The organism is Citrobacter sp. CK195 (assembly GCF_030333365.1).
Classification (GTDB): Bacteria; Pseudomonadota; Gammaproteobacteria; order Enterobacterales; family Enterobacteriaceae; genus Citrobacter_B; species Citrobacter_B koseri.
The window spans coordinates 445,802-464,158 of sequence record NZ_JAOWGB010000023.1; the positions used below are offsets into that span (position 1 = coordinate 445,802).

The window sequence follows — 18,357 nt, forward strand, 5'->3', positions numbered from 1 at the left end:
ATGTTAAGCATTAAAGATTTACAGGTCAGTGTGGAAGATAAAGCGATTCTGCGCGGTCTGGACCTCGACGTCAGACCCGGAGAAGTGCATGCCATTATGGGGCCGAACGGTTCCGGGAAGAGTACGCTTTCCGCGACGCTGGCGGGCCGTGAAGATTATGAAGTGGTTGGCGGCTCTGTCGAATTTAAAGGCAAAGATTTACTGGAACTGTCGCCAGAGGATCGGGCGGGCGAAGGCATCTTTATGGCGTTCCAGTATCCGGTAGAAATTCCTGGCGTCAGCAACCAGTTTTTCCTGCAAACAGCGCTGAATGCCGTGCGCAGCTATCGTGGTCAGGAGTCGCTGGATCGTTTTGATTTTCAGGATCTGATGGAAGAGAAAATCGCGCTTTTGAAGATGCCGGAAGATTTGTTGACCCGTTCGGTAAACGTGGGCTTCTCCGGTGGTGAGAAGAAACGTAACGATATTCTGCAAATGGCGGTGCTGGAGCCGGAACTGTGCATTCTTGATGAGTCTGACTCCGGGCTGGATATTGATGCGCTGAAAATTGTCGCGGAAGGCGTCAACTCGCTGCGTGACGGTAAACGTTCGTTCATTATCGTGACGCACTATCAGCGTATTCTGGACTACATCAAACCTGATTACGTCCACGTCCTGTATCAGGGGCGGATTGTGAAGTCCGGCGATTTCACTCTGGTCAAACAACTGGAGGAGCAAGGATATGGCTGGCTTACCGAACAGCAGTAACGCGCTGCAACAATGGCACCATCTGTTTGAGGCGCAGGGCGAATCCCGCTCGGCGCACGCGCAGCAGCATTTACAACAGATGCTGCGCCTGGGGCTGCCGACGCGTAAGCATGAAAACTGGAAATACACGCCGCTGGAAGGGTTGGTCAGTAGCCAGTTTGTCAGCCGTTTTGCCGAGGTTACTCAGGAACAGCGCGACGCGCTGGCGCTGGATATCGACGCTGTGCGTCTGGTGTTTGTTGACGGCCAGTTCAGCCCGCAGCTTAGCGACAGCGCTACAGCCAGCGGTTTCGACATTGCGATCAACGACGAACGTCAGACGCTGGCCACACCGGTTCAGCCGGAGGTTTTCCTGCATCTGACGGAAAGCCTGGCGCAGAGCGTGACGCACATCAGCGTTAAGCGCAACCAGCGGCCCTCTAAGCCGTTGCTGCTGATGCACATCACGCAGGGGCTGGAAGGCGATGAGGTCAACACTGCGCACTACCGTCACCACCTGGAACTGGCGGAAGGGGCAGAGGCGACGGTGATAGAGCACTATGTCAGCCTTAACGCGGCACGACACTTTACCGGGGCGCGTCTGACCATGAACGTGGCGGCGAATGCGCATCTGCACCACATCAAACTGGCGTTTGAAAACCCGGTGAGCCACCACTTTGCCCATAACGACATTCTGCTGGCGGCGGATGCAAGCGCGCACAGCCACAGTTTCCTGTTGGGCGATGCCGTGCTGCGACATAACACCAGCACCCAGTTAAACGGTGAAAACACCACGCTGCGGATTAACAGCCTGGCGATGCCGGTGAAAAACGAAGTGTGTGATACCCGTACGTGGCTGGAGCACAACAAGGGTTACTGCAACAGCCGTCAGTTGCATAAAACTATTGTCAGCGATAAAGGTCGGGCGGTATTCAATGGCTTGATCAACGTGGCGCAGCACGCCATTAAAACCGACGGACAAATGACCAATAACAATCTGCTGCTCGGTAAACTTGCCGAGGTGGACACCAAACCGCAGCTGGAGATTTACGCCGATGACGTGAAATGCAGCCACGGGGCGACGGTAGGACGGATTGATGACGAGCAGATGTTCTACCTGCGTTCACGCGGGATTGGAGAGCAGGATGCCAGACAGATGATTCTCTACGCGTTTGCCGCTGAGTTGACGGAAGCCCTCGGCGATGACGCGCTTAAACAACAGGTGCTGGCGCGAATAGGGCTTCGCCTGCCGGGAGGCATAGCATGACATTTCCCATCGAAAAAGTGCGGGCTGATTTTCCCGTCCTGACGCGTGAAGTCAACGGGCTGCCGTTGGCGTATCTGGATAGCGCGGCCAGTGCGCAAAAGCCCAACCAGGTGATTGACGCTGAGGCGGAGTTTTACCGTCATGGCTATGCGGCGGTGCACCGGGGCATCCATACGCTGAGCGCGCAGGCCACCGAGAAGATGGAAAATGTGCGTAAACAGGCATCGCTGTTCATTAATGCCCGTTCAGCGGAAGAGCTGGTGTTCGTGCGCGGGACGACAGAGGGCATCAACCTTGTTGCCAACAGCTGGGGGCCGGAGAATGTTCGGGCTGGCGATAACATCATCATCAGCGAGATGGAGCACCACGCCAATATTGTCCCCTGGCAGATGCTGTGCGCGCGTACAGGGGCGGAACTGCGCGTCATTCCGCTCAATACGGACGGCACGTTGCAGCTGGATACGCTCCCGTCGCTGTTTGATGAGCGTACCCGACTGCTGGCTATCGCGCATGTGTCGAACGTGCTGGGAACGGAAAACCCGCTTCCTGAAATGATCGCGCTGGCGCATCAGTATGGCGCGAAAGTGCTGGTTGATGGCGCGCAGGCGGTAATGCACCATGCGGTGGATGTTCAGGCGCTGGATTGTGATTTTTACGTTTTCTCCGGGCATAAGCTGTATGGCCCCACCGGTATCGGCGTGCTGTATGTCCGGGAGGAACTGCTTCAGGATATGCCGCCGTGGGAAGGCGGCGGTTCGATGATTGCGACCGTTAGTCTGACGGAAGGGACGACCTGGACCAAAGCGCCCTGGCGTTTTGAGGCGGGGACGCCGAACACGGGCGGAATTATCGGCCTTGGCGCCGCCATTGAATACGTTTGCGCGTTAGGGCTGGCGGAAATCAGCGAATATGAACAAAACCTGATGCACTATGCGCTGGAACAGCTGGCGGACGTGCCGGAGTTGACGCTATATGGCCCGGCTAACCGGCTGGGGGTCATCGCCTTTAATCTGGGCAAACACCACGCCTATGACGTGGGCAGCTTCCTCGACAATTACGGTATCGCCGTGCGAACCGGCCATCACTGCGCAATGCCGCTGATGACGTATTACAACGTTCCCGCCATGTGCCGGGCGTCGATAGCAATGTATAACACCCATGAAGAAGTGGATCGTCTGGCAACCGGGCTAAAACGTATTCATCGCTTACTGGGATAACAGGGAGACGCTATGGCTGCGCTACCAGATAAAGAAAGATTGCTGCGTAATTTTCAGCGTTGCGCCAATTGGGAAGAAAAGTATCTGTACATTATTGAACTGGGGCAGCGTCTGGCGGAATTAAATGAGCAGGATCGTCGCCCGGAAAATAGTATTCAGGGATGTCAGAGTCAGGTATGGATTGTTATGCGTCAGAACGCTGACGGCGTTATTGAATTGCAGGGCGACAGCGATGCAGCAATAGTAAAAGGGTTAATTGCCATCGTCTTCATTTTGTATCATCAGATGACGCCACAGGATATTGTGAATTTTGATGTGCGGCCGTGGTTTGAAAAAATGGCGCTGACGCAACATCTCACGCCCTCCCGTTCACAGGGACTGGAAGCAATGATTCGCGCGATCCGCGCCAGAGCCGCAACTCTTAGCTAAACTGAAAAGACGTAGAACGCCAGATGGCGTACAGCTCTACGTGACTCGTAGGCCGGATAAGGCATTTAACCGCCATCCGGCAAAACGCCAGGGGGGTGGATATGAAACGTGCGTCTCTCATTGCAGTTACACTTTTCGGCGCTTACAGCGCATTTCAGGCGGCCTGGGCAGTGGATTACCCCTTGCCGCCAGCAAACAGTCGCCTTGTCGGGCAGAATCAAACCTATACCGTGCAAGCGGGGGATAAAAACTTACAGGCGATTGCCCGGCGTTTTGATACTGCCGCAATGCTGATCCTGGAGGCAAATAATACCATCGCGCCGGTCCCTAAACCGGGGACGCCGATTATCATTCCATCTCAACTGTTATTACCCGATGCGCCGCGTGAAGGCATTATTGTGAACCTGGCGGAGTTACGACTCTATTATTTCCCGCCGGGTGAAAATAGTGTTCAGGTTTACCCTATCGGTATTGGTTTAGAGGGGCTGGAAACGCCAGTGATGGCGACGCGCGTCGGGCAAAAAATCCCGAATCCGACCTGGACGCCGACGGCAGGTATCCGCAAACGCTCGCTTGAACGCGGCATTACGCTGCCGCCGGTGGTGCCCGCCGGGCCAAATAACCCGTTAGGACGCTTCGCCCTGCGCCTGGCATACGGCAACGGTGAGTATCTCATTCACGGCACCAATGCCCCGGACAGCGTCGGGTTACGCGTCAGTTCCGGCTGTATTCGGATGAACGCGCCGGACATTAAGGCGCTGTTTGCGCAGGTCAGAACGGGAACGCCGGTACGGGTGATTAACGAACCGGTGAAATTCTCCGTGGAACCAAATGGAATGCGTTACGTTGAGGTACACCGCCCGCTGTCGCCTGAAGAGGAGCAAAACGTACAGACGATGCCGTATGTGCTGCCAGCAGGCTTTACGCAGTTTAAGGCGACTCAGGAGGTGGATGAGCGCCTGGTGGAAAACGCGCTGTATCGCCGGGCGGGATATCCGGTTACCGTTACATCAGGGCAGGCGCCGATAGCTTCTGGTCGCTCTGTGGTGGAGTCCGCGCAAAACAGCCAACCCGGGAGCGGCGCTGAAACCCAGGCAACGCAGTAGCAGAGAAGGGTAAACACAGGCAAAAAAAATGGCGCACAATGTGCGCCATTTTTATTACACAGGTACTATTACTTACGGTATTTAGTAGCCTGGTTGTCCAGACGCTGGTTAGCGCGAGCTGCGTCGTCTTTAGCAGCCTGAACGTCGGAACGCATTGCGTTCACGTCGTTGCTCAGCTGGTCAACTTTAGCGTTCAGAGTCTGAACGTCAGAAGACAGCTGATCGATTTTAGCGTTGCTGGAGCAACCAGCCAGCAGAGTAGAACCCAGGATTACCGCGCCCAGTACCAGTTTAGTACGATTCATTATTAATACCCTCTAGATTGAGTTAATCTCCATGTAGCGTTACAAGTATTACACAAACTTTTTTAGGTTGAGAATATTTTTTTGACGGGAATGCACTTATTTTTGATCGTTCGCTCAAAGAAGCATCGAATTGAGCTAAAATGGCTAAAAAACCGAGTGAAAACAGAATCCTTCCATCGGATTCGTCTTAGATAATCTGCGATTAGATAGTGAAATCCGATTTGATTTTTTATTAAGAGTGGCTATCGATTAAATAAAAAAAGCGCCGCGAGGGCGCTTTTTATTCAGAAAATTAATTCACACAGGAATTATTACAGGACGTGAACAGATGCGGTGTTGGTCGTGCCGCTCGGTACCAGCGCGCCGGAAACCATGACCACAACGTCGCCTTTCTGGCCCAGACCGCTCTGTAGAGCGACTTCTTTACCCAGACGGTAGAAGTCGTCAGTAGAGTTAATTTCTTTCACCAGCTGCGGCACAATGCCTTTGCTCAGCACCAGCTGACGCGCGGTCACTTCGTTGGTGGTCAGCGCCAGGATGGTAGCGTCCGGGAAGTATTTACGTACTGCGCGAGCAGATTTACCGCCCTGAGTTGCAACGACAATGACCGGCGCTTCCAGTTTTTCGGCAGTTTCAACCGCGCCGCGGCACACTGCTTCGGTGATGCGCAGTTTACGGCTGTCGTTATTGAAGTCCAGACGGCTGGTCATCACGCGGTCAGTACGCTCGCAGATGGTCGCCATGATGGTGACGGCTTCCAGCGGGTATTTTCCTTTTGCGGATTCGCCGGACAGCATCACTGCGTCGGTGCCGTCGAGGATGGCGTTCGCCACGTCGCCAGCTTCTGCGCGGGTCGGACGCGGGTTCTTGATCATGGAATCCAGCATCTGGGTCGCGGTGATAACGACTTTACGTGCGCGGATACATTTTTCGATGATCATCTTCTGCGCGAAGATAACTTCTTCAACCGGGATCTCAACGCCCATGTCGCCACGAGCAACCATGATGCCGTCAGACGCTTCGAGGATCTCATCGAAGTTGTTCAGGCCTTCCTGGTTTTCGATCTTGGAGATGATCTGGATGTTCTCGCCGCCGTGCGCTTTCAGGTGCTCACGGATTTCAACAACGTCAGAACGCTTACGGATAAAGGACGCGGCAACAAAGTCAACGCCTTGTTCGCAGCCGAAGATCAGATCCTGTTTGTCTTTTTCAGCCAGTGCTGGCAGCGCGATGGAAACGCCCGGCAGGTTAACGCCTTTGTTTTCGCCCAGGTCGCCGTTGTTCAGCACTTTACAGATAACCTTGTTACCTTCGATCGCGGTGACTTCCATACCGATCAGACCATCGTCAACCAGTACGGTGTTGCCTACGGACAGGTCAGAAGTGAAACCTTCGTAAGTGACGGCAACCATTTCGCTGTTGCCGATAACGGATTTGTCCGTTGTGAAAGTGAAGGTCTGGCCCGCTTTCAGGGAGACGTCATTACCACCTTCCAGTTTAATGGTACGGATTTCCGGGCCTTTGGTATCGAGCAGGATTGCGGCTTTTTTACCGGTTTTGCTCATTACGTTGCGCAAATTCTTGATGCGCTGACCGTGTTCTGCATAGTCACCGTGAGAGAAGTTCAGACGCATAACGTTCATGCCTGCGTCCAGCATTTTGGTTAACATCTCTTCAGATTCGGTTTTCGGACCGATGGTGCAAACAATTTTCGTCTTTTTCATGACAGTCTTAGTCTTTAAGTTGAGAAGGATATGGAAATCTGGCTTCAGGGGCGCACGGCCTTGAAGCTAAACCTGTGTTGCGAAAGTGGTGTTGCCTCGCTCTAAGGATAGGTGACATCGAAAGAGCGTGCAGAGGAATGTGTGCTCGTGTTTCAGCCCAACGGGATGGCGTGTTTTTTAGTCGTTGAGTTTTGCAGTCCAATGCGCTGAAACCATTCAAGAGACAATTGGCGCGCATTATACGCTGAAATTTACACAAAAGGAAAATGAAAACAGCGTTTCAAAAAACATCTGTGCAGATTCACAACAAATTGTTATTAAAGCGTTAATTATGATCCTTGCGTTGTGCCGCCCGGGAAAGGGCGGCGTTGCGCAACTACCCGGCGAGCGCCTGAGCTAAATCGTCCTGCAAATCCTGAACATCTTCAATGCCCACTGACAGGCGAATCAATTGCGGGGTGATGCCATTCGCCAGACGCTGCTCAAGCGGAATAGAGGCGTGAGTCATGGTAAACGGCTGGCTGACGAGGCTTTCAACACCGCCCAGGCTTTCCGCCAGGGTGAATAATTTCAGCCGCGTGATAACGTCAGTGGCGCGCTGGTCATCGCCTTTTATGACGATGGAGATCATCCCGCCGAACTGTGACATTTGCTGGCGCGCAAGGGCATGCTGAGGATGCGACGCCAGCCCCGGATACCAGACGTATTCTACCGCCGGATGTTTTTCCAGCCATTGCGCCAGCGTCAGCGCATTGCCGCTGTGCCGCTCAATTCGCAAGGCCAGCGTGCGAATACCGCGTAATGTCAGAAAACTGCTAAATGGGTCCAGTACGCCGCCGACGGCGTTTTGCAGATACCCCAGCTGTTGTGCGAGCGCCGGGTTGTCCCCGACGACCGCCAGTCCGGCGACGACGTCTGAATGGCCGTTCAGGTATTTCGTCGCGGAATGCACCACAATATCGAACCCCAGATCAAGAGGACGATGGATCAACGGCGAAGCGAAGGTGTTATCGGCCACGCTGATAAGCTGGTGGCGACGCGCGATATCGGCAATGGCCGCCAGATCGGCCAGTTTTAGTAACGGATTTGTCGGCGTTTCTACCCAGATCATGCGGGTATCAGGACGAATCGCGGCTTCGATACCGGCCAGATCGTCAGGTTTTACCCAGCTAACCTGTAGTCCGGCGCTGCGACGGCGCACATTTTCAATCAGTCGATAGGTGCCGCCATAGACATCGTCAATCGCCACCAGATGGCTGTCTTTATCGAGAAGTTCAAGCACGGTAGCAATGCCCGCCAGACCGGACGCGAAGGCATAACCTTGCGTACCGCCTTCCAGCTCGGCAATGGCGGTTTCCAGCGCATGGCGCGTTGGGTTGCCGCTGCGTGAATATTCATATCCGGTATGCTGACCCGGCGCGGGTTGCGCAAACGTCGATGTCGCATAAATCGGCGGCATAACGGCGCCGTGCGCGTCAGAAAAGGTTCCGCTATGGACGCTAAGTGTGGAATACGATTTCATGATAGTTCCTTATTTATCCAGGCGGTTGCGCCAGTGGGTGAGCACATCGCTACGGGTGACCAGACCGAGGAACTGGTCGTTGTCGACAATCACAGCCACCTGGCCGCGATCAAAAATAGGTTTCAGCGCGCTTTCCGGTTCACGTTTATCAAGCCGGACTACCTCGCGCGTCATCGCTTCTTTTACCAGGAGGGAAAAACGCGGGTTATCGCCCTGAATATGCGTAATCAGGTCCCATTCGTCGATAATGCCGATAAGCTGATCCTCCTGAAGAACCGGCAACTGCGAAATATCGTACAGGCGCATACGCGCCAGCACGGTCGCCAGCGTATCGTCCGGCGCGGCGGTCACGGTTGCCCCTTCGTCATGACGTAAGGCGATGAAGTCGCTCAGATCGCCAGCCTGTGGCCGGGTGATGAGCCCTTGCTGGCGCATCCAGTCATCGTTAAACATTTTCGAGAGATACTTGTTGCCGCTATCGCAGGCGAAGGTCGCCACGCGCTTTGGCTGCGTCTGCGCCTGGCAGTAGCGCAGGGCGGCGGCGAGCAGCGTACCGGTCGATGAACCGGCAAGGATGCCTTCGGTTCTGAGCAACTCGCGCGCCGTGGCGAAGGCGTCTTTATCGCTGATGCGAAAGGCCTGTGAAACGGATTCGATGTGGGCGAGCGGCGGAATAAAGTCCTCGCCAATCCCTTCAACCAGCCAGGAACCGGCGGTGCCGAATGTGCCTGTCTCGACCTGATCGGCAAGGATTGAACCGGCGGGGTCGGCCAGCACGAACTCCGTGTGCGGGGAGTGTTCGCGAAACCATGCCTGTAAACCGCCCAGCGTGCCGCCGGAACCGACGCCGACCACGATGGCGTCAATGCGGCCATCCATCTGGGCAAACAATTCGGGGGCGGTGGTGGAAGCATGCGCCAGCGGGTTCGCGGCGTTGTTGAACTGATCAATATAGAAGGCGCCGGGCGTCTCCTGCGCCAGACGGCGTGCGTAATCCTGATAATAGTCCGGATGACCTTTGTTGACGTCTGAGCGGGTTAATACCACCTGTGCGCCAAGCGCGCGTAAATGGAAGATCTTCTCACGGCTCATTTTGTCCGGCACGACCAGCGTCAGGGCATAACCTTTTTGCGCGGCGATCAGCGCCAGCCCCAGCCCGGTGTTGCCCGCCGTCGCTTCAATAATCGTGCCGCCGGGTTTTAGCAGCCCCTGTCTTTCCGCTTCATTGATCATAGAAAGTGCGACGCGATCTTTAATCGAACCGCCCGGATTCTGGTTCTCCAGTTTCAAAAAGAGTTCGCTTACGCCGCTATTCAGCTTATGCAACTGAAGCAGCGGCGTATTGCCAATCAGTTCTGTTATGGAGTGAAACGTTGTCATGGTGAATATCCGTCAGTGAATAACATGACGAAATAATAGGGTTGCCAAAATGCACGCCTAAAGAATGTTTGTCTGTGAATAAGAACAGAATGGAATATAAAACGCTATTTGGATGGCAGGACGTTTAGCCGTGCGGTCGTCTGGCGGTGTTGATGGCCGAATAACCCTGTTTTTGTCGATTAATTCAACAGTTTACGCTGCTCGCGTTAAGGATAATGCCACTTCCTGCATAAAGGTTGCCGAAATTGTACTAAAGCCATTTTCCCGCGCAGCGCCTCTCTTATTCCTTACGGATATATCAAATTCCTTTTTGGTCATTTAAAAGCAGAAACACCCTGATTACACTCGTTTGGACATCCATACTGCTAAACAGCTAAAAGCACTGGCAGGATAACCATAAGCAGCAGCGGATACGATAACGATATGATCGTCCTGAAAAATATTTCGAAAGTTTTTACGCCCGGCAAGCTGTCTATTACCGCAGTGGATAACGTTAATCTGACGGTTGAACAGGGACAAATTTACGGGATTATTGGCTACAGCGGCGCCGGAAAGAGTACGTTGATTCGTTTGCTGAACGGTCTGGAAAAACCGACCGTGGGCAGCGTGACCATCAATGGTCATGATATTTCAGCGGCGACAGGAGAGTCCCTGCGCCAGGCGCGGCTGAAAATCAGCATGGTGTTTCAGCACTTCAATTTGCTGTGGTCGCGTACCGTCAGCGAAAACATCGCTTTTTCTATGCAAATCGCGGGCGCGCCAAAAGCAAAAATCAAGGCGCGGGTGGCGGAGCTGATCGACCTGGTGGGATTAACCGGGCGTGAGAATGCTTACCCATCCCAACTGAGCGGCGGGCAAAAGCAGCGTGTGGGGATTGCCCGTGCGCTGGCAAATAACCCGGATGTGCTGCTCTGCGACGAGGCGACTTCCGCGCTGGACCCGCAAACCACCGATCAGATTCTGGATCTGCTGCTCGATATTAATCGCCGCTTCCAGCTCACGATTGTGCTTATTACCCACGAGATGCATGTGGTGCGCAAAATCTGCGATCGCGTTGCGGTGATGGAAAACGGCAGAGTGGTGGAGGAAGGCGATGTGCTGAACGTCTTTACTCATCCGCAACAGCCGATTACCCGGCAGTTTGTCCGCCAGGTAAGTCAGTATGCCGAAGAGGAGGCGTTTAACCCGCAGCTGGCGAGCGAGCTGGGCGGGACGGTGATTAAGCTGACCTTCACCGGGCACAGTACGCATCAGCCGATCGTAGGGGAGCTTACCCTGCGTTATGGCCTGCCTTTCAATATCTTACACGGCAAGATGACGCAAACCGCACATGGCGTGTTTGGCCAACTGTGGCTGCACGTCGTGGCGACGGAAGAACAACTGAATAATATTCTGGCGGATTTGCGGCAGAGCGATATTGAAGGTGAGGTAGTACAACATGGTTGAGAATCTGTTTCCCCATCTGAAATGGGAACAACTTTTTGCGGCAACGCAGGAAACGCTCTATATGACGGCGCTTTCCGGTATCGCGACGTTTGTGCTGGGGATTGTACTGGGGCTGGCGTTATTTTTGACCGCGCGCGGCGGGCTGTTTCAGAACCGCACGCTGTATAGCGTCATTTCGCTGGTGGTGAATATTTTTCGCTCGATCCCGTTCATCATTTTGATCGTCTTACTGATCCCGTTTACCAAAGCGCTGGTCGGCACCATTCTCGGGGCGAACGCTGCGCTGCCTGCGTTGATTGTCGGGGCGGCGCCGTTTTATGCGCGTCTGGTTGAAATCGCACTGCGCGAGGTTGACAGAGGCGTGATTGAAGCCACGCGTTCAATGGGCGCACGTCTCAGCACACTTATTTTTCGGGTTTTACTGCCTGAATCATCACCCGCACTGGTGTCCGGGATCACCGTGACGCTGATTGCGCTGGTCAGTTACAGCGCGATGGCCGGAGTGATTGGGGCAGGCGGTTTAGGGAACCTGGCTTATCTGGAAGGATTCCAGCGCAACCACAACGACGTCACGCTGGTGGCGACGGTGACTATCCTGATCATCGTCTTCATTATCCAGTTCTGCGGCGATGTGATCACCTCTCTGTTAGATAAACGCTAATAAAATACGGAAACCATTATCATGAAAAAATCACTGACATTACTCGCCGCAGCAACCTTAAGCGCCCTGAGCTTTGCCTCCTGGGCGGATACGCTGACCGTTGGCGCCTCTAACGTACCGCATGCGGAAATCCTTGAGCAGGCGAAACCGATTCTGGCGAAACAGGGGATCGATCTGGAGATTAAACCTTTCCAGGATTACATTCTGCCGAACACCGCGCTGGCCGGTCGTGAAATCGACGCCAACTACTTCCAGCATATCCCGTACCTGAATAGCGTGCTGAAAGATCATGCAGGTGATAAAACCTATGATTTCGTCAGCGCCGGGGCGATTCATATTGAGCCGATCGGCATCTACTCTAAAAAATACAAATCGCTGAAAGATCTGCCTGAAGGCGGCAGGATCATTATGCGTGACGCGGTATCTGAAGAGGGACGTATTCTGTCGATCTTTGAAAAAGAGGGCGTGATCAAACTGAAGCCGGACGTGGATAAGGTCAGCGCGCGCATCAGCGACATCGTGGATAACCCGAAAAAACTGAAGTTCCTGCCGAACGTGGAAGCGGCGCTGTTACCACAGATGTACAACAATGATGAAGGCGATGCGGTGGTGATTAACGCCAACTACGCTATCGACGCAGGTCTGGACCCGGTTAACGATCCGATCGCCGTTGAGAGCGGTGAAAACAATCCGTACGCCAACATCATTACCGTACACCGTGGCGACGAGAAGAAAAAAGACATCGTGGCGCTGGTTGACGTTCTGCACTCAAAAGAGATTCAGGACTGGATCCGCACGAAGTACAAAGGCGCGGTGATTCCGGTCAATAACTAATACCACGTAGTGCCGGATAGCGTGACGCTTATCCGGCCTATAAAAGAGCCTGGCCGAACGGGTGAGCAAGTTACAGAGTGTGAGGTGACGGATATCGGTTAAGTTGAATAGTCACTCTGTTTATTTGTTTGATTTATTTGAGTTTTGTCTTCATCGTTAGAGTGATATATGCTGTTTGTTTGTGCTGGCGATGAGAGACAATAATGGGAAACCTGACAAAAGACGACGAACTGTACCGTGAGATGTGCAGAGTGGTTGGCAAAGTGGTTCTGGAGATGCGCGACCTGGGGCAAGAGCCGAAGCATATCGTGATTGCGGGAGTGTTACGAACCGCCATGGCGAACCAGCGACTCCAGCGCAGCGAACTTGAAAAACAGGCGATGGAAACGGTTATCAAAGCCCTGGCAGGATAATTCTCTCAGGGATGGCGCTCGCTTCGTCATCCCTTATTCCCGGTATTTAAATTCTTCACCTTGTAAATAATCATATATCGCGTTTATATTAATATCGATATGTATATTAATATATAACGAAGGCGATTGATATTAATAATGGGAACGAGGTCACATTATTAATTATTAATAGGTTGCCGTGTTTTATATCCTCTAAATGATAATAAATATCACTCCGCTTTTATTATTTCACTTCCGGTTTTTAATTGATAACGATCAAAGTTAATAGCACTGAATAACCACATTATTTATGTGCCTAACTCTTTAGGATTAGTCTATTTGTATTTAATGATATGACGTATGCGATCCGGTTAGGGCAAAACATCGGGTGTTGTCAGCACTGTGTTTGCGAAGAGGATGCGAAATAAATGAACCAGGTCGAACGTCCAATATTAGATTTTGGCTTAACGCGGCTCGAATTTCTGCGTATATCAGGAAAGGGTCTGGCAGGATTAACTATCGCTCCCGCGCTGCTGTCACTTTTTGGCTGCAAACAGGAAGACGTTGATAGCGGTACGGTAGGACTGATAAACACGCCCAAAGGGGTATTAGTGACTCAACGCGCCCGCTGCACAGGCTGCCATCGCTGCGAAATCTCCTGCACCAATTACAACGATGGCGCCGTGGGCTCGTTCTTCTCCCGCATTAAGATTCACCGTAATTACTTCTTTGGCGACAACGGCGTCGGCTCCGGCGGTGGTCTGTACGGCGATTTAAACTACACCGCAGATACCTGTCGCCAGTGTAAGGACCCGCAGTGCATGAAGGTCTGCCCAATCGGCGCAATTACCTGGAAACAGGACGATGGCTGCATCGCGGTTGATCATAAGCGATGTATTGGCTGTAGCGCCTGTACCACTGCCTGCCCCTGGATGATGGCTACCGTAAACAGCGAAACGAAAAAATCGTCAAAATGTGTTTTATGCGGCGAGTGCGCCAGCGCCTGTCCAACAGGGGCGCTGAAAGTTATCGAGTGGAAAGATATTACTGTTTGAATCTTGCAAAGGAAAACATTATGGCTAACGGTTGGACAGGTAATATATTACGGGTCAATCTTACAACAGGCGATATTACCCTCGAAGATTCCAGTAAATATAAAAAATTTGTCGGCGGAATGGGGTTCGGCTACAAAATTATGTATGACGAAGTCCCGCCTGGCACGAAACCTTTCGATGAAGGAAATAAACTGGTATTTGCCACCGGCCCGCTGACCGGATCTGGCGCGCCCTGTAGTTCCCGCGTCAATATCACTTCGCTCTCTACGTTTACTAAAGGTAATTTGGTTGTCGATGCGCATATGGGCGGCTTCTTTGCGGCACAAATGAAATTTGCCGGGTACGACGCGATTATTATTGAGGGTAAATCCGCTTCGCCTGTGTGGATCAATATTAAAGATGACAAGGTCAGCCTCGAAAAAGCAGATTTTCTGTGGGGTAAAGGGACGCGCGCCACGACCGAAGAGATCTGCCGTATGACCAGCCCGGAGACCTGCGTGGCGGCCATTGGTCAGGCGGGTGAAAACCTGGTGCCGCTCTCCTGTATGCTCAACAGCCGTAACCACAGCGGCGGGGCGGGAACCGGCGCGGTGATGGGGTCGAAAAACCTCAAGGCCATTGCCGTTGAAGGCACCAAAGGGGTCAATATTGCCGATCGCAAAGAGATGAAGCGGCTGAATGACTACATGATGACGGAGCTGATTGGCGCCAATAATAATCATGTTGTGCCGAGCACCCCGCAGGCATGGGCGGAATTTTCCTCACCGGCTTCGCGCTGGACGGCGCGTAAAGGTTTGTTCTGGGGGGCCGCAGAGGGCGGGCCTGTTGAAACCGGCGAGATCCCGCCGGGTAATCAGAATACGGTCGGCTTTCGCACCTATAAATCCGTGTTTGACTTAGGTCCGGCGGCTGAAAAATACACCGTGAAAATGAGCGGTTGCCACTCATGTCCGATCCGCTGCATGTCGCAGCTCAATATTCCACGGGTAAAGGATTTTGGCGTACCGAGCACCGGGGGGAATACCTGCGTGGCAAACTTTGTCCATACCACGATCTTCCCGCACGGCCCGAAAGATTTTGACGATAAGGACGATGGCCGCGTTATCGGCAATCTGATCGGCCTGAACCTGTTTGACGACTACGGTATCTGGTGTAACTACGGGCAGTTGCACCGTGACTTCACGTATTGCTACAGCAAAGGCGTGTTCAAGCGCGTGCTGCCGGCTGAGGAATATGCGGAGATCCGCTGGGATCAACTGGAAGCGGGCGATCCCAACTTTATCAAGGATTTCTACTATCGCCTGGCGCATCGCAAAGGAGAGTTGAGCCATCTTGCGGATGGTTCATACGCCATTGCCGAGCGCTGGAATCTGGGTGAGGAATACTGGGCGTACGATAAAAACAAACTGTGGTCGCCGTTTGGCTATCCGGTACACCATGCTAACGAAGCGTCGGCGCAGGTGGGGGCAATTACCAACTGCATGTTTAACCGTGACTGCATGACCCACACCCACATCAACTTTATTGGTTCTGGTTTACCGCTGAAGCTACAGCGAGAGGTCGCGGCGGAACTGTTTGGTTCTGAAGACGCCTACGACGAGACTAAAAATTACACGCCGATCAACGCGGCGAAAATCAAGTATGCCAAATGGACGCTGCTCAAAGTTTGCCTGCATAACGCCGTGACGCTGTGCAACTGGGTCTGGCCGATGACCGTTTCGCCGTTGAAGAGCCGAAATTATCGTGGGGATCTGGACCTGGAAGCGAAATTTTTTCAGGCGGTGACCGGGGATGAAACCACCCAGGCGAGCCTTGATTTAGCCGCAGAACGTATCTTCACGCTCCATCGCGCCTATACCGTCAAACTGATGCAGACCAAAGACATGCGCAATGAACACGATCTCATCTGTTCGTGGGTTTTTGACAAGGACCCCAACATTCCGGTGTTCACTGAAGGGACTGACAAAATGGATCGCGACGATATGCGTGAATCCCTGACGCTCTTTTATACCGAGATGGGCTGGGACCCTGAACTGGGATGCCCGACGCGAGAAACGTTGCATCGCCTCGGTCTTGAGGATGTCGCCGCCGATCTGGCCGCGCAGAATCTGCTGCCAGCGTAAGGAAGGTGAGATGAGTCATTCAGAGGGCGAACACTCCACGCCTGAGGTGGATATTGAAAAGCGGCAGTGGCTGCAAGGCTTACATCAGCATGAAAGGCGAGTGGATGAACCGGCGCCTCCCGCGAGTCCGGCAGAGATTATGGCGGAGTTCATCCGCCAGCATTCTGCTTCAGGCCAGCTGGTGGCTCGCGCGCTTTTCCTGCAACCGCCGTATTCAGTGGAGGAAGAGGCGTTAACGCCGCTGCTGGAGACGCTGCTTCAGAGCGAGACAGGGGCGGATATCGCCTGCGTGCAGGGTGCTCAGGATGATTATTACTACTCGACGCAAACCATGACCGCTAACTATGCCGACATGTGTGTGCAGGTGGTGGAGAACGATATTTGCCGGGCTATCGCACAGGCGGTGCGTTTTGATTGCCAGACCTATCCGCGACCCTACAAGGTCGCCATGCTGGAACAACCGCCATACCGCTTTGCGCCGCAGCAAATAGAGACAGCCCTTGCCGCGATCGACACGCACCCGGATTACGCGGATATTCGCCGTGTGGCGTCGTCCAACGACGTGCCGTATCTGTTTAGCGAACGTTTTATGAGCTACGGCAAGGCATATGGCTTATGCGAATGGCTTGAGGTTGAGCAGTTTCAGAATCCCTGATTGTTCAGGGTGATGTCATGGAAAGCGTGGGCGATCGCTGCCACCGGATTAGAGGATAACCAGATGTCCTTCACTCGACGAAAATTTGTGCTTGGTATGGGGACGGTGATTTTTTTCAGCGGGCCCGGCCAGAATTTGTTAGCGAACACGAAGAATAGCAAAGCGGTGCGTTATGCCATGATTCATGACGAATCCCGGTGTAACGGCTGCAATCTCTGTGCCCGGGCGTGTCGCAAGACCAACCATGTTCCGGCTCAGGGCAGTCGTTTATCCATCGCGCATATTCCTGTTTCGGATAATGAAAACGAAACCGTTTATCACTATTTCCGCCAGTCCTGCCAGCACTGTGAAGATGCGCCCTGTATTGATGTTTGCCCGACTGGTGCCTCCTGGCGTGATGAGCGCGGTATTGTGCGGGTAGATGAATCGCGCTGTATCGGCTGTAGCTACTGTATAGGCGCTTGTCCGTATCAGGTGCGTTATCTCAATCCACAAACCAAAGTGGCGGATAAATGCGACTTTTGCGCCGAATCTCGCCTGGCAAAGGGGTTCCCGCCGATTTGCGTGAATGCTTGCCCGGAGCACGCATTGATTTTTGGTCGTGAAGACAGCCCGGAAATTCAGACCTGGCTGAAGGAGAACAAATTCTATCAACACCAACTCGCAGGCGCCGGAAAACCGCATCTGTATCGCCGGTTCGGTCAACATTTGATTAAAAAGGAAAATGTATGAACGCGTCGCAGAATGCTGAACAGTTCCATGCCCAACTGGCGAACTATGTCCCCGTGTTTTCTCCCGAATACTGGCCTGTCTGGTTAGTCATCGCCGGACTGATGCTGGTAGCGATGTGGCTGGTGTTGGGGCTGCATGCCATGCTGCGGTTTCGCGCCGCCAACAAAGCCGCGGCCGGTCACGGTGAAAAGGTTTACCTGTACTCAAAAGCGGTGAGATTGTGGCACTGGTCGAACGCGCTACTGTTTGTGCTCCTGCTCGGCAGCGGGCTGATCAATCATTTCTCGCTGGTTGGCGCGTCGGTGATGAAGAGCCTGCTGACGGTGCATGAGATCTGCGGTTTTCTGCTGCTGGCGTGTTGGCTGGGTTTTGTTTTGATCAACATGCTGGGCGGCAACGGACACCATTATATTATTCGCCGCGAGGGCTGGATTGGCCGGGCGATGAAGCAGACCCGCTTCTATCTGTTCGGCATTATGCAGGGTGAGGAACATCCGTTTCCCGCCACCACACAGTCTAAATTCAACCCGTTACAGCAGGCCGCTTATCTCGGGGTGATGTACGGCCTGGTACCGCTGTTGCTGATAACCGGACTACTGTCGCTTTATCCGCAGGCGGCGGGCGATCTGTTCCCCGGCGTGCGTTACTGGCTGTTGCAGGCGCATTTCGCGCTGGCGATCGTTAGCCTCTTTTTTATCTTCGGTCATCTTTACCTTTGCACGACAGGTCGTACTCCCGGTGAGACCTTCCGCTGCATGGTTGATGGCTATCATCGGCACTAAC

Annotated in this window: 19 protein-coding genes; 14 read left to right on the forward strand and 5 right to left on the reverse strand. The window is 53.4% G+C overall.

Annotated features, from left to right (window positions below):
* From sufC to ldtE, 5 genes are all read left to right on the forward strand, one after another.
* Positions 1–747 carry a Fe-S cluster assembly ATPase SufC gene (gene sufC, locus OGX93_RS10695; protein WP_012132584.1) on the forward strand — a complete coding sequence of 249 codons (747 nt, stop codon included), beginning with the start codon at positions 1–3 and terminating at the stop codon, positions 745–747.
* Positions 722–1,993, forward strand: a complete 1,272-nt coding sequence (gene sufD, locus OGX93_RS10700; protein WP_115609351.1) for a Fe-S cluster assembly protein SufD — start codon at positions 722–724, stop codon at positions 1,991–1,993. Before sufC ends, sufD begins: the two co-directional genes overlap by 26 nt.
* Positions 1,990–3,210, forward strand: a complete 1,221-nt coding sequence (gene sufS, locus OGX93_RS10705) for a cysteine desulfurase SufS (protein WP_012132582.1) — start codon at positions 1,990–1,992, stop codon at positions 3,208–3,210. Before sufD ends, sufS begins: the two co-directional genes overlap by 4 nt.
* A 12-nt stretch (positions 3,211–3,222) precedes the next feature.
* Positions 3,223–3,639: a cysteine desulfuration protein SufE gene (sufE, locus tag OGX93_RS10710; protein WP_049011812.1), complete on the forward strand. Its 417-nt coding sequence runs from the start codon at positions 3,223–3,225 to the stop codon at positions 3,637–3,639.
* Between the two features lie 101 nt (positions 3,640–3,740).
* Positions 3,741–4,745: a L,D-transpeptidase LdtE gene (gene ldtE / locus OGX93_RS10715; protein ID WP_286449616.1), complete on the forward strand. Its 1,005-nt coding sequence runs from the start codon at positions 3,741–3,743 to the stop codon at positions 4,743–4,745.
* 68 nt (positions 4,746–4,813) lie between these two features.
* On the opposite strand, the gene lpp is transcribed toward ldtE, so the two are convergent.
* The 5 genes from lpp to OGX93_RS10740 all read right to left on the reverse strand — a co-directional run bounded on the left by lpp (position 4,814) and on the right by OGX93_RS10740 (position 9,676).
* Positions 4,814–5,050, reverse strand: coding sequence for a murein lipoprotein Lpp (lpp, locus tag OGX93_RS10720; RefSeq protein WP_001082307.1), 237 nt, complete (start codon positions 5,048–5,050; stop codon positions 4,814–4,816).
* A gap of 311 nt (positions 5,051–5,361) precedes the next feature.
* Positions 5,362–6,774 (reverse strand): pyruvate kinase PykF, encoded by a 1,413-nt coding sequence (gene pykF / locus OGX93_RS10725; RefSeq protein ID WP_012132579.1) that lies wholly within the window; start codon positions 6,772–6,774, stop codon positions 5,362–5,364.
* 7 nt (positions 6,775–6,781) lie between these two features.
* The gene (ynhH, locus tag OGX93_RS10730) at positions 6,782–6,976 is read right to left on the reverse strand and encodes a protein YnhH (protein ID WP_244264181.1); all 195 of its coding nucleotides are present in this window, start codon (positions 6,974–6,976) and stop codon (positions 6,782–6,784) included.
* A gap of 174 nt (positions 6,977–7,150) precedes the next feature.
* Positions 7,151–8,296, reverse strand: coding sequence for a trans-sulfuration enzyme family protein (locus tag OGX93_RS10735; RefSeq protein WP_286449615.1), 1,146 nt, complete (start codon positions 8,294–8,296; stop codon positions 7,151–7,153).
* 9 nt (positions 8,297–8,305) lie between these two features.
* Positions 8,306–9,676, reverse strand: coding sequence for a pyridoxal-phosphate dependent enzyme (locus tag OGX93_RS10740; RefSeq protein WP_286449614.1), 1,371 nt, complete (start codon positions 9,674–9,676; stop codon positions 8,306–8,308).
* Between the two features lie 423 nt (positions 9,677–10,099).
* Between OGX93_RS10740 and OGX93_RS10745 the strand changes: the two genes are divergently transcribed.
* From OGX93_RS10745 to phsC, 9 genes are all read left to right on the forward strand, one after another.
* A complete protein-coding gene (locus OGX93_RS10745) occupies positions 10,100–11,122 on the forward strand; it encodes a methionine ABC transporter ATP-binding protein (RefSeq protein ID WP_047457318.1) in 1,023 nt (340 codons plus the stop codon).
* Complete coding sequence (locus tag OGX93_RS10750) at positions 11,115–11,783, forward strand: methionine ABC transporter permease (protein ID WP_012132573.1); 669 nt, start codon at positions 11,115–11,117, stop codon at positions 11,781–11,783. Before OGX93_RS10745 ends, OGX93_RS10750 begins: the two co-directional genes overlap by 8 nt.
* Positions 11,784–11,804: 21 nt before the next feature.
* The gene (locus OGX93_RS10755) at positions 11,805–12,617 is read left to right on the forward strand and encodes a MetQ/NlpA family ABC transporter substrate-binding protein (RefSeq protein WP_012132572.1); all 813 of its coding nucleotides are present in this window, start codon (positions 11,805–11,807) and stop codon (positions 12,615–12,617) included.
* Between the two features lie 203 nt (positions 12,618–12,820).
* On the forward strand, positions 12,821–13,030 hold the full coding sequence (fumD, locus tag OGX93_RS10760; RefSeq protein ID WP_012132570.1) for a fumarate hydratase FumD: 210 nt from the start codon (positions 12,821–12,823) through the stop codon (positions 13,028–13,030).
* A gap of 407 nt (positions 13,031–13,437) precedes the next feature.
* Positions 13,438–14,064: a ferredoxin-like protein gene (locus OGX93_RS10765; RefSeq protein ID WP_012132569.1), complete on the forward strand. Its 627-nt coding sequence runs from the start codon at positions 13,438–13,440 to the stop codon at positions 14,062–14,064.
* A 20-nt stretch (positions 14,065–14,084) separates the two neighbouring features.
* Positions 14,085–16,187 carry an aldehyde ferredoxin oxidoreductase gene (locus tag OGX93_RS10770; RefSeq protein WP_047457312.1) on the forward strand — a complete coding sequence of 701 codons (2,103 nt, stop codon included), beginning with the start codon at positions 14,085–14,087 and terminating at the stop codon, positions 16,185–16,187.
* Positions 16,188–16,197: 10 nt separating this feature from the next.
* Positions 16,198–16,842, forward strand: a complete 645-nt coding sequence (locus tag OGX93_RS10775; RefSeq protein ID WP_058669052.1) for a YdhW family putative oxidoreductase system protein — start codon at positions 16,198–16,200, stop codon at positions 16,840–16,842.
* A 63-nt stretch (positions 16,843–16,905) separates the two neighbouring features.
* Complete coding sequence (locus tag OGX93_RS10780; RefSeq protein WP_070518460.1) at positions 16,906–17,574, forward strand: 4Fe-4S dicluster domain-containing protein; 669 nt, start codon at positions 16,906–16,908, stop codon at positions 17,572–17,574.
* A complete protein-coding gene (gene phsC / locus OGX93_RS10785) occupies positions 17,571–18,356 on the forward strand; it encodes a thiosulfate reductase cytochrome B subunit (protein WP_058669053.1) in 786 nt (261 codons plus the stop codon). Before OGX93_RS10780 ends, phsC begins: the two co-directional genes overlap by 4 nt.
* Position 18,357 lies beyond the last annotated feature (1 nt).

What these genes read in the sequence shown, in the direction of transcription:
- sufC (WP_012132584.1), top strand. Translation starts at nt 1, where the DNA reads ATGTTAAGCATTAAAGATTTACAGGTCAGTGTGGAAGATAAAGCGATT.
- sufD (WP_115609351.1), top strand. Translation starts at nt 722, where the DNA reads ATGGCTGGCTTACCGAACAGCAGTAACGCGCTGCAACAATGGCACCAT.
- sufS (WP_012132582.1), top strand. Translation starts at nt 1,990, where the DNA reads ATGACATTTCCCATCGAAAAAGTGCGGGCTGATTTTCCCGTCCTGACG.
- sufE (WP_049011812.1), top strand. Translation starts at nt 3,223, where the DNA reads ATGGCTGCGCTACCAGATAAAGAAAGATTGCTGCGTAATTTTCAGCGT.
- ldtE (WP_286449616.1), top strand. Translation starts at nt 3,741, where the DNA reads ATGAAACGTGCGTCTCTCATTGCAGTTACACTTTTCGGCGCTTACAGC.
- lpp (WP_001082307.1), bottom strand. Translation starts at nt 5,050, where the DNA reads ATGAATCGTACTAAACTGGTACTGGGCGCGGTAATCCTGGGTTCTACT.
- pykF (WP_012132579.1), bottom strand. Translation starts at nt 6,774, where the DNA reads ATGAAAAAGACGAAAATTGTTTGCACCATCGGTCCGAAAACCGAATCT.
- OGX93_RS10735 (WP_286449615.1), bottom strand. Translation starts at nt 8,296, where the DNA reads ATGAAATCGTATTCCACACTTAGCGTCCATAGCGGAACCTTTTCTGAC.
- OGX93_RS10740 (WP_286449614.1), bottom strand. Translation starts at nt 9,676, where the DNA reads ATGACAACGTTTCACTCCATAACAGAACTGATTGGCAATACGCCGCTG.
- OGX93_RS10745 (WP_047457318.1), top strand. Translation starts at nt 10,100, where the DNA reads ATGATCGTCCTGAAAAATATTTCGAAAGTTTTTACGCCCGGCAAGCTG.
- OGX93_RS10750 (WP_012132573.1), top strand. Translation starts at nt 11,115, where the DNA reads ATGGTTGAGAATCTGTTTCCCCATCTGAAATGGGAACAACTTTTTGCG.
- OGX93_RS10755 (WP_012132572.1), top strand. Translation starts at nt 11,805, where the DNA reads ATGAAAAAATCACTGACATTACTCGCCGCAGCAACCTTAAGCGCCCTG.
- fumD (WP_012132570.1), top strand. Translation starts at nt 12,821, where the DNA reads ATGGGAAACCTGACAAAAGACGACGAACTGTACCGTGAGATGTGCAGA.
- OGX93_RS10765 (WP_012132569.1), top strand. Translation starts at nt 13,438, where the DNA reads ATGAACCAGGTCGAACGTCCAATATTAGATTTTGGCTTAACGCGGCTC.
- OGX93_RS10770 (WP_047457312.1), top strand. Translation starts at nt 14,085, where the DNA reads ATGGCTAACGGTTGGACAGGTAATATATTACGGGTCAATCTTACAACA.
- OGX93_RS10775 (WP_058669052.1), top strand. Translation starts at nt 16,198, where the DNA reads ATGAGTCATTCAGAGGGCGAACACTCCACGCCTGAGGTGGATATTGAA.
- OGX93_RS10780 (WP_070518460.1), top strand. Translation starts at nt 16,906, where the DNA reads ATGTCCTTCACTCGACGAAAATTTGTGCTTGGTATGGGGACGGTGATT.
- phsC (WP_058669053.1), top strand. Translation starts at nt 17,571, where the DNA reads ATGAACGCGTCGCAGAATGCTGAACAGTTCCATGCCCAACTGGCGAAC.